Source organism: Brucella rhizosphaerae, from assembly GCF_002252475.1.
Classification (GTDB): Bacteria; Pseudomonadota; Alphaproteobacteria; order Rhizobiales; family Rhizobiaceae; genus Brucella; species Brucella rhizosphaerae.
In genome coordinates, this window is the sequence record NZ_NNRK01000026.1 from 441,207 (window position 1) to 454,857 (window position 13,651).

A 13,651-nucleotide genomic window follows, 5' to 3' on the forward strand; every position below is an offset into this window, starting at 1 on the left:
GTGATCTTAAGAAAAAAGTCGCTACCATTAACGTCGCTGTTCAGAACACTCGTTTGGTGCTGGGTTGTCATCCTAATTCCCTTCTTTACTAAGCCGCTTGCGCTCGTGATTTGACGCGATTGAGTGCTTTGGTGACTACGTCTTCTGCATCCCGCAAACGTTCCAATTCGGATTCCAGTCGCTTCCAAAGTGGGACCATGAGGACGGCTTCGCCCTTTGGCGCGCCAGCCATAATGTTCGCGAGCGTATCGAGCGCATTTTCAACGCGCTCCGCTGTGATTGGAGGTTTTTTGCGGGATCTGGCCATTAGTCTGTCTCGACAGGCTGTCCGCTTTTGAGCGTGTAAAATGTGTCGGGCTTGATACCGTCACGGCCTGCGATGCCTGACCAAACGGAAACGATTTCCATTCTCTCGTCCCGCTCGACGAGGAAGAGGGCGCAGCCTTCCTTGCCCCGCACCTTGCCTTCATATCCTGTTGCGGTGGCAGCGCTTCGATCACCCGATGCGGTGGCAGCGCTCCAGTCACCCGATGCGGTGGCAGCGCTCTGGATACCCGTTGCGGTGGCAGCGCTCCGCAGTCCTGTTGCGGTGGCAGCGCTCTGATAACCTGTTGCGGTGGCAGCGCTCTGGTCGCCCGATGCGGTGGCAGCGCTCCGCCATCCTGTTGCGGTGGCAGCGCTCTGATCTCCCGATGCGGTGGCAGCGCTCCGCAGTCCTGTTGCGGTGGCAGCGCTCCGCAGTCCTGTTGCGGTGGCAGCGCTCTGGTCGCCCGATGCGGTGGCAGCGCTTCGATCACCCGATGCGGTGGCAGCGCTTCGATCACCCGATGCGGTGGCAGCGCTCCACTGGCCTGTCACAGTCGCAACAGATCTGTCGCCATGTGCTTTGATCAGTTCACGCTCTCCGGTCGCATGATTGCCGTCCACGCGCTTCGTCCGGTCAATGATGTATCGAACGGCAGCTGCAACAAGCTCCGGGATTTTCAGCTCACACTTGATGGTGATTTCTGCGGCGGCAATCTTGGTGTCGCTACCTTCTTTATTGGTTTCGCCAGAAAGCTCGACCACGCCAAAGCGACTTGTTGCAGGAGCGTAATACTTAAAAATATCAAGAGGATATTCACAGGCGTGAAAGCCTTGCTCGCACGCGATAACTGGACCGTCATGCGTGTAGCTTTTATTCAATTCAAACTGGAAGTTGCGGCACCGAAGTTGAGCGTCAAAGCCCTTGAACGCCAATGTCTTGGTCATCACGGTTTAATTCCCTCTCGCGGGTGGATTTGAATGCCTGGACAAGTCTGTCTGCCGCTATGCGCGGGATCGCTTCGCGCCTATTCGGCGCGGCGGTGTGTGTAATGAGATCGGCTGTGGCTCTCATTAGGCCGTCAATAAGGGCGTCTAATATTTGCTCTGGCTTTAGCTCGACCTCGCGAGCATCACGCCATTGCAGATAAACCGTGTCTAAGATTGCTTGCCTTACATCGTCTGAAACGCCTTGTTTCAGATTGGGCAGAGCCTTCTTTTTCGACACTTGATTTGATCAGCCGAAAATATTGACAGCTAAGATTGCAGCGCATGCGGTGCCAGAAAGCAGAGTGGCAATCGCTAAAATCTGCTTTAGTTGTCCGTCATGTGACTTGTAGGCCGCTGGCAAGTGGAAGCCTCCGTCAACTTCGGTGTGAAAACGGATATCGTTATGCATGGCTGGCGACCTGACGCACAGAAAGGCGGCGGGCGAGTGCGACAGCACGTTCGCCAAACTTCTCCACGATGTCGTGGGTGAAGCCATAATGTGCCAATGTATCGGGGGAGACGTTTTCGCCTGAAAATGCCATTTCGCGCATCGCATCAGCCATTCTGACGACGACGCTATCGCGGCAAGTCTGGGCAGGTTTTGAAATAGACTTTTGTTTAAATTTAATCATGGCTTGCTCTCCATCGCTGTAAACCCGCAAGGGAGAGATCGTGCCGTTACTCGTTACTCAACCGGCACGATCTGCTCGGTGGGGGCGAGTAGAGATATAATGGGGACAAATGTCCCCTGTCAATATCAAAAAGGAAATTTGTCCCTATACTCCAAAAAGCTCATTCATATCGAGGACTTTGTGAACGCTGACAATGTCATCCAGCGAATACGTCAGCGTCATTTCTGGATTTAACTTACCGATGACCAACTGCGTAGCCGTGCGCTTAACGAGATGACCGATCATCGCATCGAAGGAAAGTCTTCCGTCGTTTTTAATCTGGATCACAATGCTGTCGCCGACGCGTGCAGGCTTATGTGGGTTTATAAACCGCAGATCGCCATGTCGGTGTTCAGGGTCCATTGAAGAGCCTTCAACAAAAATGGAATAAATGTCTCGGGAATTCATAAGAGCTGGTGGTCGTCTAACGTAATCGATAACGCCGTCTGTCAACTGAAATGCTCCTTCCATAGAACCTGCGGCGGTTCCGAGTACAGGAACATCATTTGGCATTACTTGCCTTGATGGCGGGTTAATATTGGCGGATTTTACATCAGTATTTGTGTTTTCAATACTCGGCTTTTCCACCACCGAATCATTCGCTGAAATTAGTTGCGAAATGTCCACGTCGAGCGCTTTGGCTAAGGCCTCAAGAGTATTTCCACGTGGTGAAGCCGATGGTCGTTCGAACAATTTGCGCAGATAAGTTTTGTCCAAGCCCGCCTTACGACTTGCTTGTTCTGGTGTCAGATCAAGAGCTTCCAAGCGCTCTCGTATGCGCTTTTGAATAGTGTTTTCCATGCGGGGATTATCGTCCTCAGAGATTTGTCCGTAAGGGGGACAATTATCCGTTGACAATGGGGAAATATGTCCCCTATGTTCCGCCATTATGTAAGGATTAGAAGCGTTGGCGGTGTCATCAGTGAAAAGCAGGCTCATCGGAAATCTCATCTTTGAAGCTGATCGCTATTGCGAATTAGCTGGGGTGTCGCGTTCGTCTGTTTCAAAAGCGCTGTTTGGTCGTGGTGGCCATATTGACGATCTCATCGCTGGAAAGCGTGATCTTTCAACTGGCATCTTTGAACGCGCCATGAACTGGTTGAAGGAACAGTCTTGCGCTGTTTCCGGCAGTAATTCGCCCGATCACCTCCCATCGGGTGAAGCTGGGGCGCGGCATTCTTCGGCTAGCTGCGCGCCAGCGTCTATTACCGGCAATGCGGTGGCTCCATGAGTTCATCGTTTAAAGCCTCTCGTGTGCGTTGGGCCTGCGGTCCGCCCGTTTAGAGTTGATGGCTAAGCTGTAACGGCGCGGCCTGAGAGTTTCACCGAATCCTTTGTCGATATTTTTTCCTTGAAACCTTCAGGGGGTGTTTCGTGCGCACTATTTCCGAGCAAGAACAGCGTTCGCTCAAGTCTGCAACTGATGGCGCATATGCGTTGGCAGGCGGCATCAGCAATATACTTCCATTTACCCGCGTCGGTACTTCCACGCTGTCAAAATACGCATCATTCAATGATGAGCATCACGACAGTTTCATGCCGTTGGATGTGGTGATCGAAGTCGAGCGCAAGGCGAAGTCACCGACAATCATAAAGCAGGCCGCTGAACTTCTCGGATATGAACTTGTGCCGATGGCAGCGCGTGAGGATGGAGGCGACAACCACGCATTGACCGCGATGGATGCTCACCGCGTCATGTCTGAAACCATGGATGTTTCGCAAGCAGTACTAACGGCGCTCGAAGATGGTCGCATTGATGCAGGCGAGCGCAAACTTATCGCAAAAGAAGCGCGGGAAGCGATGCGCGCTTTGGAAGATCTGTTGCGCAAAGTTGAGGCGCGGCGATGAGAAAATTCATCCTTAAACACGACCTCTTTTTCTCACTTCTTCTCGCCGTGGTCTGTGTTCTAGCTGCGGCGTCTCCTTTTGTTGCTGTCGTCTGGCTCGCGGAGGCTCGCTGATATGGACACCTCAAGCTTTAAACTCCCCGTGCGTATGAATGCCAAAGCCTATGCCAGCCTTTCGGCAATGGCTGAGCGCAAGGGCTATAAACCAAGCGTTTTTGCGCAGATGCTTTTTGATGCCGCATTTGCTGCTCGCGTCGGACAAGAGCGTGGTGCACCAACATCAGACCGTGAACTGGATCTGCATGTCCGCTTTGCCACTGCAATTGCGGATGGGGTCGGGCCTGAGACCTTGGAAAGGGCAGTGCTTCTGCTTGAAAGCCATCGCGCCAAGGTTGCTGCATCTGCACGCAAGGTTCGGAAAAGTGAGGCGCGGACATGAGTTATCCTGCGCACCCCCTTGCTGACATGTTCCCTATGATCCCGGAAGTGGAACGTAAGCTGCTTGCGGACGATATTGTCACCTACGGACAACGCGATCCAATCATCCTGCTTGATGGCATGGTGTTGGATGGCCGCAATCGTCAGTGGGCCTGCGGGTTCGCTGAAATTGAGCCGATCTATGAGCAATATGCTGGCAACGATCCTCTTAATTATGTTCTGTCCAAAAACCTGCACCGTCGCCACCTGACGGAAAGCCAGCGCGCACTGATTGCTGCTGCAATTGTCGATTGGGAGCGTGGCGTCAATCAGACGACTGCCGGGCCTGCAAATTTGCAGACCCGCCGCGCCGCCGAAAAGCTATCGATTTCTGAACGCGCCGTTTATTCCGCCAAGCGTATCCATGAAAAGGGAGCACCAGAACTGCTCGACGCTATCCGCGCTGGCAAGGTGACAATCCATACCGGTGAAGCGATTTCTGAACTTCAACATTCGGAACAAGCCAAGGTCATTCGCGAAGAAAAGAAAGCCATTGTCGCTAAGGCCAAGGCAATCCGTTCGGATCAGCAGAAGGTCAAGCATGCGGTTCGCATGACAACCATGAGTTTGATTGCAGATCGTGGCGCGGCGACAGCACCGGCAGAGCTGGGGCGCGTTTATCCGGTCTATTATTTTGATGCGCCATGGCAATTCGGCGTTCATTCGGAAGTGACAGGGCGGGAAAAGAGCGCGGAAAATCATTATCCGACGATGCCAACCGACGACATTGTTACGCTTATGTCGGGGCTAATCGGCGGCACCAATCCTGCGGTTTGTTTCGCATGGGCAACCAATCCGATGCTGCCAGATGCATTGCGCGTTCTGGATGCATGCGGCTTTACCTATGTTCATCACTGGATCTGGGACAAGGAAGTCGCAGGTACCGGATATTGGGGGCGCGACCGGCACGAACTGCTACTGATCGGTCGTCGCGGCGATGTTGCGGCACCTTTGCCCGGCACCCAGCCTGAAACGGTCCATCGCGAGCGCAAAGGCAAGCATTCGGCCAAGCCTGCATTCTTCGCGGAACAAATTGAGCGTCTTTATCCCGATTTACCGAAATTGGAATTGTTCTGTCGTGATCCGCGACCGGGCTGGGAAGCGTGGGGCTTTGAAGCTGCGGGGAGGGCTGCGGTATGACCGACACCATGTTGCCGATCCTTCGCGCTATGCACAACGCAGGCACTGACGCCGAACGCGCTGAAATTCTGCTGTCATGTCCGATTTCGATCATGCTGAAATATCGGCAGGTGCTGGAAGGCTCTTGCGAGCGGCATGGCTTTGACGCGGGCAGCGATTACCTGATCTGCTTTTATGCGGCAATGCATGAAACGCGCCATCGTGGCGCAATCAAAGGTGCGGCGCTCAAACACGCGCAGGGCCATTTGCTATTACTCTGTGGCGCGGTGTCGCCATGAGCTCAGAGGGTATCGAACTTCGCCGCATCCGGGAAAAACTGGCAGCGCTGAACGGCGATGATTGGCAACTATGCTGCGAAGGTGACGTGTCGTTTGTCGAAGCGAAAACGCGCCACGGTGAACTTAACAGGATCTGCACATTTCATCCCGGCGCAACGCCTGATGAGATTGACATGGTCGTCGGCGGGCCGCGCATGGCGGCATTTATGCTTAAGCTGGTGGATCGTGCGATTGTCGCTGTACGGCAGACCGCACCACGACAGAGCGCTTCGCGACAGAGCCGCCAGCGCAAGCATCGTGACTTTGCAGCTGAGGCGGCAATGAAATGCGATGATGCTGCTTTCAAGATGTTTCTCGAAGAACAACATGGCCTTGAGAGGCCGTTAACATCGGATCGCGCAGCGCAACGGCTGCGCTCAATCCTCAACATTAAATCCAGAAAAGAACTGAACGAAAACAGCGCCGCCGCTGAACGCTGGCAGGATTTCCGCGCTGCTTTCGAAGCATGGAAGAGGGTGGGTCGATAATGGCAAATGCTATTGATTTTGCGGGCTCTAATAGGAAGCTCTTACCGCCGCAGGGTGCTGAGAATGTAGAGGCGCTGCACACCTACACAAACGGCATGTGTTCGGTTTCCTGCTGGGAGTTGACGCAAGATGAAATCGCTGAGGTTCTCCGGACTGGCAGAGTGTTTCTGACGGTGCTTTCCGGCACTACGCAGCCACCTGTGTTCGTTGGCAGTGAAGATATCATGCGTTCGTTTGTTGTCGATTACGGCGGTGTATGGGCGCGCGGGAAGGGGGATTCGAGTGAGTAATCCTCGTCTATCGATAATCCCTGCGAGGGCTGCAACAGATCCTGCGTTGAAACCGCGTGACTTGCAGGTGCTTTGCGTCCTTGGGCGTCATACAGACGAATACGGCTGGTGTCGTCGCAGTCAGGTCAAGATGGCCGCTGAGATGAACTGCGGTCGCTCGACGGTGTTTGACGCTATCAGCCGCCTTATCGGTGCGGGGTACTTGGAGCGCCACGAGCAAGAAAGTGAAAGCGGGCGCGATAGTGCGCATGTCTATCGTGTCATTCTCGATCCGAAACATCCTGATGTCTCATCGGTTCAAGATGCTGATACCCCCTGCCGGTATGTCGGCACCCCTGCCGGTATATCGGCACCCCCTGCCGGTCTTGAACCGGCACCCCCTGCCGCCTCTGGACCGGCACCTATTAACGACCCTTATTTAACTTCCCCTTCTAACGAAGAGAAAAAAGAGCGCGCGAGCGAAAATGAGAATGGGAATGAAAATCTGAATTCGACATCGCAGGATGATGATCCGAAAACAGCAGCATTCGAGAAACGGGTGATCCATTTCCTCAATGGCGTCGGTTACCATGCAGGCATTTGGCCAAAATGGGACAACAACACGACGCTGGACTGGATCAAGCGGCAGTTTGCTGGATTGTCAGTTGCAGAGCGCAAAGAAGCTGAGCGCTGGCGCGACGCTTATTTGCTGGATGCTGTTGAGCGAAAAGTGAAGCCGCAGCCAGTGGGTGCGTTTTTCCGGGATCGCCTTTGGAATGCGCTTGATCCCGAAATACTGAAAAAGGCCGAAACTGCAAAGGCACAAGCTGCTCGCGCTGATGAAGCTAAGCCTGATGGCTGGGCGGCTGGTTATGGTCCGGTTGGTATGTCGAGGATGTTTGCGCTGTTGCTGGATGGGCCTGCTGATCAGGAATTGGCAAAGAGTTCATTCTTGCCGCGTTCATTGCTCGCCAAGGCTTGGCCTGCGCTTATGCGGTACCGCGATGTTCAACAGCAGCGATCAGGTGCAGTGCTTCCAAAGCAGTGGCATTTGGCTGGTGAACTGATGGAGCCGGTACCACAGGGAACAATCATACTTGCAGCGTGGAAAGACGAGTTCAAGCGCCGGGCTTGGCCATGGCCCTCTGAATTTGATCGCATGCAAGTTGTGTTCTGTCCGCGTGGTGGACCTTCATCAATTTGTGATTTTGAGACGGCTTTGAGGGGATTGGGTGAATATGATGGCAATTGATCAAAGTCAGATTGACCGCGCTATAGCATCTGCACCCAGTGAGGAGTATTGCCGGGCGATTGATAAGGTGCTTGCAGAGCGTCGGCGTATCGCACGTTTGAGGTCTGCGGCGGCGATTCGCACGTTCGATGATTCCCCTTGGCTCATCATCAGGGTGTCTGGAAATGAATTATCCATACGTGATGCGATGCTGGCAGAAAAAATTGAAGTGAATGTCCCCATGAAAATGGGGAAAGAACGGCGTAGGAGAAACGAGAAAATACCAGCCAGACCTGAGCCTGTTTTGGTTGGTTACATACTGGTTAGATGTAATGTTGTTGCCGATGCATTGGCAGGATTACTCTCGTTTCAAGGCGTGGTTTCGATCCTTGGTGGCTATGAAAAGCCGTTTCTAATGAGTGCTGAAAAAGCAAGTCAGTTCAATGAGAAAGCCGCTAAAGGTGAATTTGATCATGAGCGTCCCATGTCACTGTTCGCAGGTGTTAAAAAGGTTCGGATTATTGAGGGGCCGTTTGCAGGTATGAGCGGCGATGTAGTGGCAGGTATTGGAGGCGGCAAAGGGACAGCTGTGATTGAGGTTGAGCTATTCAAGCAAGCGGTACCGATGATTATGCCACTTGCATTTCTTTCGCCTTTATGACGGTAATCTGTCCACGGATGATCCGGCTAGTATAGCGAACCTCGACACACGGTAGCACGTGGGGACGTAGTCCTGAGGCGACGCGCTCGGACCCCGCCTTGACGGTCTCAATCATGAGACACCGATTCAGGGCCAGTGCGTAAGCTATGTCTGAAATTCATCAAACACTATGAGCGCCCTAAGTGGCGCTCTTTCCATATGTATATGAGGCTGACGTGAGCCAACGTATTGAGCGTGAGCGTGATGCAGCTGCCCCATGGCGCAAGTGGTATAAGACCACGGGATGGCAGAAGTTGCGCGAGGATGTTCTCAAGCGTGACCTGTTCACCTGCCAGCAAACCGGCATCTTGCTTATCGGAAAGTATCCAGCGCCTAACAGCGCGGTTGTCGATCACATCAAAGAGCATCGCGGTAATGCCGAACTCTTCTGGGATCCGAGCAACCTTCAGGCTTTGAGCAAAGCCTATCACGACAGCGAAAAGCAGAAGCAAGAGCAGGCCAGCCTGCATCATCGTGGCGTTTGGGACTGAACGCGGAAGGGCAGAAAATGACCGACAAGCTAAGCATCTCTGTGGACTTCGATAAGTTTGCCCTCAACGAAGCGACTGCCGCACTTGATGCGCTTGCAGCATCAGCAGACCGGGCAAAGGCGGCACTGGACGCTCTGTTTGGTCATCCGACAGTCACGATCAATATCGCGGAACCGCAATCAAATCACGACGATCTGATGCGGAAAGTGTCGCAGCGGATATCGAAGGGCGCACGTCAGACCGATCATCGCTTCCGGCTTTGAAGCGGATTCCGTGAAACATTGCCCGTGAAACATCAGGCAGGGGGGTGGGTCGAAAGTCAAAAAGGGGTTTCGACCCTAGACCCGCGTCCCCCACATGAAGAGATTTTTTTCTCATGACGATTGAATTTGACCTCTTCGGTCAGCCTGTTCGTGAAGGTTTTGGCAAGAAGGGACGGCCACCATATGTGCCCTCTGAAAAAGATCGTAATAAAGTCAAGCTGTTACTGGCTTTAGGGTGGTCAATCTCTCGGATTGGTAACGCGCTTGATGTGTCGGGAAAGACAATTCAGCGGTATTTTAGTCTCGAGCTAAAATCACGAGATGGCATGCGGGATAGGCTTGATGCGCGACGATTCGAGATTGCCATGGACCAAGCCAACGCAGGAAACGTCACGGCACTTCGAGAACTTGGCGCGATGATTGAGCGCAACGACCGCATGGTGATTGAGGCTGCAATGGGTTCCAAGGGTAGCGACGATGAACGGCCCGCAGATCGACCAGGCAAAAAAGCAACCGACGAACAGCGAGCCATGGCCGCAGACGCTGATCTGATGGCGGAGCTCGAGGCCGAGGCTTCGCAGAATGTCATCCAGTAATACGTTGCCACGCTTTGCCTGCCCGGATTGGTGGGATCGGATTCAGGCTGGACAGACGCCGATGGCTGATGTCCCATTAAATCCAGAAAAAGCAGCAAAGGCATTGGCATTCTTCAATCGCTTGCGTCTGCCAGATGTTCCCGGCAACCCGGCTTTGGCAGATGCATGCGGTGATTGGTTTCGGGATATTCTTTGCGCCTTTCTGGCGAGCGAGGATCCGGAAACGCGAAAGCGGCTCGTTTGGGAACTGCTTTGCATGGTCCCTAAGAAGAACTCGAAGACGACTTATGTTGCGGCCTTGGGCCTGACAGCGCTTTTCATGGAGGAAGCACCGAACCGTCAGATGCTGATTGTTGCTCCAAGCCAGAATATATCGGAACGCTGTTTCGATCAGGCACAGGGAATGATCCGAATAGATCCGCGCCTCGATGCGATATTCAAGGTGCAGGATCATCTCAAATGCATCACGCGGCGTAAGACTGGCACGAAGCTGGATGTTAAAACCTTCGATACGTCGATTGTCACCGGCGAAATCCCGATCCTGACGATCATCGATGAGTTGCACGAATTGGGCAAGAAAGCCAAGGCCGCAGCCGTCATGCAACAGATCCGGGGCGGCGGTATAACCATGCAGGGCGGGCAAGTCCTGATGATAACCACGCAATCGGATGAGCAACCGGCTGGTATATGGAAAACCGAACTCGATAAGGCACGCAAGGTTCGTGACGGCGTCGGCGGTCCATCGCCAATCCTTTTGCCGGTACTTTACGAGTTTCCAGCCGATTTGCAGCGCAGTCAGGATTTTTGGCGAAGCCATAGGAACTGGCGCTATGTGCTACCGAATATTGGGCGTTCCATCGACCCGCAGAGGCTTGTTGATGATTACGAGAATAACGGCAAGGTCAATAAGGAAGCCGAGAAGATCTGGCTTAGCCAGCATCTCAACATCGAAATCGGCGTTGGTCTTACCGACGATGCATGGCGTGGTGGTGACTATTGGGAAGATCGCGCAGATCCCACACTCACGCTTGATGAGTTGATGCGGCGCTCGGAAGTTGCCGTGATGGGAACAGATGGCGGCGGTCTGGATGACCTTTTCGGCGTTTGTGTCATTGGTCGTGAGAAGGTAACGCGGCGCTGGCTGGTTTGGTGTCATGCCTATGCGCATCCGAGTGTTCTCGAAACGCGTAAGGAAATTGCGGCCAACCTGCGCGACTTTGAGGCTGAAGGCAGTCTCACTTTCTGTGAGGTCTCAGCTTATATTGATCAGATCGCAGATATAGCGGCGCGACTGCGCAATGCCGGACTGTTTCCCAAAAAGGATGCGGTCGGCTCTGATCCGAACAACATCGCAGCCTTCATTGATGCCTTGGCTGAGCGCAAGATATCAGATGAAATGTTCCGGCGTATCCGACAGGGTCCAGCGCTTTCCCCCGCGATATGGGGGCTGGAGCACAAGCTTAGCAACGACACACTTAGTCATGACGGAAGCACGATGATGAATTGGGTCATCGGCAACGTGAAGATTGAAGTGAACGGCAATGGTAACCTTGCCACTAAACAGGCGGCGGGCCGCGCAAAAATTGATCCGTTCATTGCCATGCTTTGCGCCACAATTCTGATGAGCTGGAATCCGGAAGCTTCGGATGATCGCCTCGATGATTTCCTCTCTAACCCGGTAATGGTCGGAGTCTAATGGCTACTCGCAAAAAGACGCGAAACCGGAAGTCCAGCTTACCGGCGAACATGACGCGTGGTGAGATAATCGCCAAGGATCGGCGATTGTCACTGAAGAATGGTTCTGGCTGGGCCGGTGCTTTTGGTACAAATAACCATGCTGGGAAAAGCGTTAATCTTCACTCTGTCTTGCAGCTTTCAACTGCATGGGCTTGCATCCGACTGACTGCACAAGCCGTTTCATGTCTGCCTCTCGCAATGTACGAAAAACGCGGCAATGATGACCGTGTTCGCGTCTCTGATGATGACCTCGCCGAGGTCATCTGCGACAATCCTAACGAAGATCAGACGGCTCTCGAATATTGGGAATCGATGGTTGCATGGATGGCAGCAACCGGAAACGCCTATTCCGAGAGGGTTGAGACGCGTAATCGTCTCATTTCGCTTCAGCCTCTGGCCAGTACGCATTGTGCTCCGTTTCGCGATAGCGAAGGCGATTTGAAATATCGTGTCAATGATCGTGGCAAAACGGAAATTCTTCCACGGGATAAGGTGTTTCACCTTCGCGGCTTCGGGTTTGGTGGCGATATGGGTTTGTCGCCCATCCAATTCGGCGCGCAGGCTTTCGGATCTGCCATCGCGCTCGATGAAGCGACCGGCAAGCTTTACGGAAATGGGCTGCAAGCCAGTGGTGTTCTCTCGTCTGATAAGACACTTGAGAAAGAACAGCGAGAGCAGCTGCAAACGATCATGGAAAAGTTTGTCGGTTCTCGCAACGCTGGCAAACTGATGGTTCTGGAAGCCGGTCTCAAATATGACCGTCTCGCGCTTTCCCCGGTTGACGCACAGATGCTTGAAAACAAGCGCTTCAGTGTTGAGGAAATCTGCCGTTGGTGGGGTGTTCCGCCGATTATTATCGGCCATGCTGCGCAAGGGCAGACGATGTGGGGATCTGGTGTTGAACAGATCCTGCTTGCATGGCTGACACTCGGCATTGACCCGTTATGTAATCGTATCGAAGCGCGTATCAAAAAGCAGCTTATCCGTCCAAGTGGCAATCGTCGCCGATATGCAGAATTTAACCGTGAGGCGCTGTTGCAGATGGACAGCAAATCGAAGGCTGCATTCCTGTCAACTATGACACAAAACGGCCTCATGACCCGCAATGAGGGCAGGGCGAAGCTCAATCTTCCTCGCAAGGATGGCGGCGACGAACTTACCGCGCAAACTAATCTTGCACCACTGACCCAACTTGGCGCTGCCAGTGACAGCAATGCGGCCCGCGCTGCGATGCGGGCGTGGATTGGTGAATATTCCAAGGAAAGGCAATCCGATGACGATGCGTAAGCTTCCATCTGCCAAGATCAATGTTCGTCCCGGTTTGCGTTCGGAACTCGCGCCAGCTGCACTTGATCGCTGGAATAGTTCGGTCAAGTCCGCAGCCGACGATTCCGATAACACCATTTCCATTCTCGATCCGATTGGAGAAGATTGGTTTGGGGATGGTGTGACAGCCAAGCGCATTTCTGCCGCTCTGCGAAATATTGGCAAGAAAGACATTGTTGTCTCGATCAACTCGCCGGGCGGCGATTACTTCGAAGGGCTGGCGATTTACAACCTTCTGCGCGAGCATCCGGCGAAAGTGACCGTCAAGATTGTCGGAATTGCAGCATCCGCCGCATCCGTCATCGCGATGGCCGCAGATGAAGTGCAGATCGCGCGTGCCGGTTTCATCATGATCCACAATACGTGGGTTGTCGCTGTCGGAGATCGTCATGCATTGCGTGATGTCGCTGACTGGCTTGAACCATTTGATGTGACTGCAACCGACATCTATGCGGCGCGCACTGGTCTTGATGAGAATGAGATTGGTCGCATGCTTGATCGCGAAACTTGGATTGGCGGCGCTGAAGCTGTCGAAAAGGGTTTTGCAGACAGTCTGCTCTCTGCTGATGAAATCGAGAGCAAGGCAAACAACTCGATTGAGAGCCGCCAGCAGGTTGCGGCTCACAAATTCGATACTCTTCTCGCTAGAGCAAACGTACCGCGATCCGAGCGGCGCGAACTGCTCAATGCGCTGAAAGGCGGTATGCCTGGCGCTACCGTAACCGGCATGCAGGACGCTGCCGTACTAGCTGAGGTTTCAAACCTACTCGCATCCATAAAATCTATCTAGGGCAGCCAAGGAGGC

At 53.4% G+C, this 13,651-nt stretch carries 19 protein-coding genes; 15 read left to right on the forward strand and 4 right to left on the reverse strand.

The genetic code is table 11. The features are described 5' to 3' along the window. Positions 1-88: 88 nt before the first annotated feature. The 4 genes from CEV32_RS11455 to CEV32_RS11475 form a co-directional block, all read right to left on the reverse strand. The gene (locus tag CEV32_RS11455) at positions 89-307 is read right to left on the reverse strand and encodes a hypothetical protein (RefSeq protein ID WP_094577243.1); all 219 of its coding nucleotides are present in this window, start codon (positions 305-307) and stop codon (positions 89-91) included. Then, the gene (locus CEV32_RS11460; protein ID WP_094577244.1) at positions 307-1,251 is read right to left on the reverse strand and encodes a DUF7666 domain-containing protein; all 945 of its coding nucleotides are present in this window, start codon (positions 1,249-1,251) and stop codon (positions 307-309) included. The genes CEV32_RS11455 and CEV32_RS11460 overlap by 1 nt, the downstream gene beginning before the upstream one ends. Positions 1,252-1,694: 443 nt before the next feature. Further along, positions 1,695-1,925 carry a hypothetical protein gene (locus CEV32_RS11470; RefSeq protein ID WP_094577246.1) on the reverse strand — a complete coding sequence of 77 codons (231 nt, stop codon included), beginning with the start codon at positions 1,923-1,925 and terminating at the stop codon, positions 1,695-1,697. Between the two features lie 144 nt (positions 1,926-2,069). Further along, the gene (locus CEV32_RS11475; RefSeq protein ID WP_235818799.1) at positions 2,070-2,903 is read right to left on the reverse strand and encodes an XRE family transcriptional regulator; all 834 of its coding nucleotides are present in this window, start codon (positions 2,901-2,903) and stop codon (positions 2,070-2,072) included. On the opposite strand from CEV32_RS11475, the gene CEV32_RS11480 reads away from it, so the two are divergent. From CEV32_RS11480 to CEV32_RS11550, 15 genes are all read left to right on the forward strand, one after another. Continuing rightward, entirely contained in the window at positions 2,887-3,195 is a 309-nt protein-coding gene (locus tag CEV32_RS11480) for a hypothetical protein (protein WP_143128820.1), read from the forward strand. The genes CEV32_RS11475 and CEV32_RS11480 overlap by 17 nt on opposite strands. A gap of 143 nt (positions 3,196-3,338) precedes the next feature. After that, positions 3,339-3,812, forward strand: coding sequence for a phage regulatory CII family protein (locus tag CEV32_RS11485; protein WP_094577249.1), 474 nt, complete (start codon positions 3,339-3,341; stop codon positions 3,810-3,812). A gap of 114 nt (positions 3,813-3,926) precedes the next feature. After that, a complete protein-coding gene (locus CEV32_RS11490) occupies positions 3,927-4,250 on the forward strand; it encodes a hypothetical protein (protein ID WP_094577250.1) in 324 nt (107 codons plus the stop codon). After that, positions 4,247-5,428, forward strand: a complete 1,182-nt coding sequence (locus tag CEV32_RS11495; protein WP_094577251.1) for an MT-A70 family methyltransferase — start codon at positions 4,247-4,249, stop codon at positions 5,426-5,428. The genes CEV32_RS11490 and CEV32_RS11495 overlap by 4 nt, the downstream gene beginning before the upstream one ends. Further along, the gene (locus CEV32_RS11500; protein WP_094577252.1) at positions 5,425-5,706 is read left to right on the forward strand and encodes a hypothetical protein; all 282 of its coding nucleotides are present in this window, start codon (positions 5,425-5,427) and stop codon (positions 5,704-5,706) included. The genes CEV32_RS11495 and CEV32_RS11500 overlap by 4 nt, the downstream gene beginning before the upstream one ends. Then, positions 5,703-6,233, forward strand: a complete 531-nt coding sequence (locus CEV32_RS11505) for a hypothetical protein (protein ID WP_094577253.1) — start codon at positions 5,703-5,705, stop codon at positions 6,231-6,233. Before CEV32_RS11500 ends, CEV32_RS11505 begins: the two co-directional genes overlap by 4 nt. Further along, on the forward strand, positions 6,233-6,523 hold the full coding sequence (locus CEV32_RS11510; RefSeq protein ID WP_094577254.1) for a hypothetical protein: 291 nt from the start codon (positions 6,233-6,235) through the stop codon (positions 6,521-6,523). The genes CEV32_RS11505 and CEV32_RS11510 overlap by 1 nt, the downstream gene beginning before the upstream one ends. After that, positions 6,516-7,754: a helix-turn-helix domain-containing protein gene (locus CEV32_RS23930; RefSeq protein ID WP_235818800.1), complete on the forward strand. Its 1,239-nt coding sequence runs from the start codon at positions 6,516-6,518 to the stop codon at positions 7,752-7,754. Before CEV32_RS11510 ends, CEV32_RS23930 begins: the two co-directional genes overlap by 8 nt. Continuing rightward, positions 7,741-8,394 (forward strand): transcription termination/antitermination protein NusG, encoded by a 654-nt coding sequence (gene nusG / locus CEV32_RS11520; RefSeq protein ID WP_094577255.1) that lies wholly within the window; start codon positions 7,741-7,743, stop codon positions 8,392-8,394. Before CEV32_RS23930 ends, nusG begins: the two co-directional genes overlap by 14 nt. 215 nt (positions 8,395-8,609) lie before the next feature. Beyond that, complete coding sequence (locus CEV32_RS11525) at positions 8,610-8,924, forward strand: HNH endonuclease (RefSeq protein WP_235818801.1); 315 nt, start codon at positions 8,610-8,612, stop codon at positions 8,922-8,924. Between the two features lie 17 nt (positions 8,925-8,941). Continuing rightward, positions 8,942-9,187, forward strand: a complete 246-nt coding sequence (locus CEV32_RS11530; RefSeq protein ID WP_094577256.1) for a hypothetical protein — start codon at positions 8,942-8,944, stop codon at positions 9,185-9,187. 113 nt (positions 9,188-9,300) lie between these two features. Then, complete coding sequence (locus tag CEV32_RS11535; protein ID WP_094577257.1) at positions 9,301-9,783, forward strand: hypothetical protein; 483 nt, start codon at positions 9,301-9,303, stop codon at positions 9,781-9,783. Continuing rightward, positions 9,770-11,479: a terminase TerL endonuclease subunit gene (locus CEV32_RS11540; RefSeq protein ID WP_094577258.1), complete on the forward strand. Its 1,710-nt coding sequence runs from the start codon at positions 9,770-9,772 to the stop codon at positions 11,477-11,479. Before CEV32_RS11535 ends, CEV32_RS11540 begins: the two co-directional genes overlap by 14 nt. Next, positions 11,479-12,807: a phage portal protein gene (locus tag CEV32_RS11545; protein WP_235818802.1), complete on the forward strand. Its 1,329-nt coding sequence runs from the start codon at positions 11,479-11,481 to the stop codon at positions 12,805-12,807. The genes CEV32_RS11540 and CEV32_RS11545 overlap by 1 nt, the downstream gene beginning before the upstream one ends. Then, positions 12,794-13,636 (forward strand): head maturation protease, ClpP-related, encoded by an 843-nt coding sequence (locus CEV32_RS11550; protein ID WP_094577260.1) that lies wholly within the window; start codon positions 12,794-12,796, stop codon positions 13,634-13,636. The genes CEV32_RS11545 and CEV32_RS11550 overlap by 14 nt, the downstream gene beginning before the upstream one ends. The last annotated feature ends 15 nt before the right edge of the window (positions 13,637-13,651 follow it).

Bases quoted from the DNA above. Each gene is read 5' to 3' on its own strand.
- CEV32_RS11455 (WP_094577243.1), bottom strand. From the start codon at position 307: ATGGCCAGATCCCGCAAAAAACCTCCAATCACAGCGGAGCGCGTTGAA.
- CEV32_RS11460 (WP_094577244.1), bottom strand. From the start codon at position 1,251: ATGACCAAGACATTGGCGTTCAAGGGCTTTGACGCTCAACTTCGGTGC.
- CEV32_RS11470 (WP_094577246.1), bottom strand. From the start codon at position 1,925: ATGATTAAATTTAAACAAAAGTCTATTTCAAAACCTGCCCAGACTTGC.
- CEV32_RS11475 (WP_235818799.1), bottom strand. From the start codon at position 2,903: ATGAGCCTGCTTTTCACTGATGACACCGCCAACGCTTCTAATCCTTAC.
- CEV32_RS11490 (WP_094577250.1), top strand. From the start codon at position 3,927: ATGGACACCTCAAGCTTTAAACTCCCCGTGCGTATGAATGCCAAAGCC.
- CEV32_RS11495 (WP_094577251.1), top strand. From the start codon at position 4,247: ATGAGTTATCCTGCGCACCCCCTTGCTGACATGTTCCCTATGATCCCG.
- CEV32_RS11500 (WP_094577252.1), top strand. From the start codon at position 5,425: ATGACCGACACCATGTTGCCGATCCTTCGCGCTATGCACAACGCAGGC.
- CEV32_RS11505 (WP_094577253.1), top strand. From the start codon at position 5,703: ATGAGCTCAGAGGGTATCGAACTTCGCCGCATCCGGGAAAAACTGGCA.
- CEV32_RS11510 (WP_094577254.1), top strand. From the start codon at position 6,233: ATGGCAAATGCTATTGATTTTGCGGGCTCTAATAGGAAGCTCTTACCG.
- nusG (WP_094577255.1), top strand. From the start codon at position 7,741: ATGATGGCAATTGATCAAAGTCAGATTGACCGCGCTATAGCATCTGCA.
- CEV32_RS11530 (WP_094577256.1), top strand. From the start codon at position 8,942: ATGACCGACAAGCTAAGCATCTCTGTGGACTTCGATAAGTTTGCCCTC.
- CEV32_RS11535 (WP_094577257.1), top strand. From the start codon at position 9,301: ATGACGATTGAATTTGACCTCTTCGGTCAGCCTGTTCGTGAAGGTTTT.
- CEV32_RS11540 (WP_094577258.1), top strand. From the start codon at position 9,770: ATGTCATCCAGTAATACGTTGCCACGCTTTGCCTGCCCGGATTGGTGG.
- CEV32_RS11545 (WP_235818802.1), top strand. From the start codon at position 11,479: ATGGCTACTCGCAAAAAGACGCGAAACCGGAAGTCCAGCTTACCGGCG.
- CEV32_RS11550 (WP_094577260.1), top strand. From the start codon at position 12,794: ATGACGATGCGTAAGCTTCCATCTGCCAAGATCAATGTTCGTCCCGGT.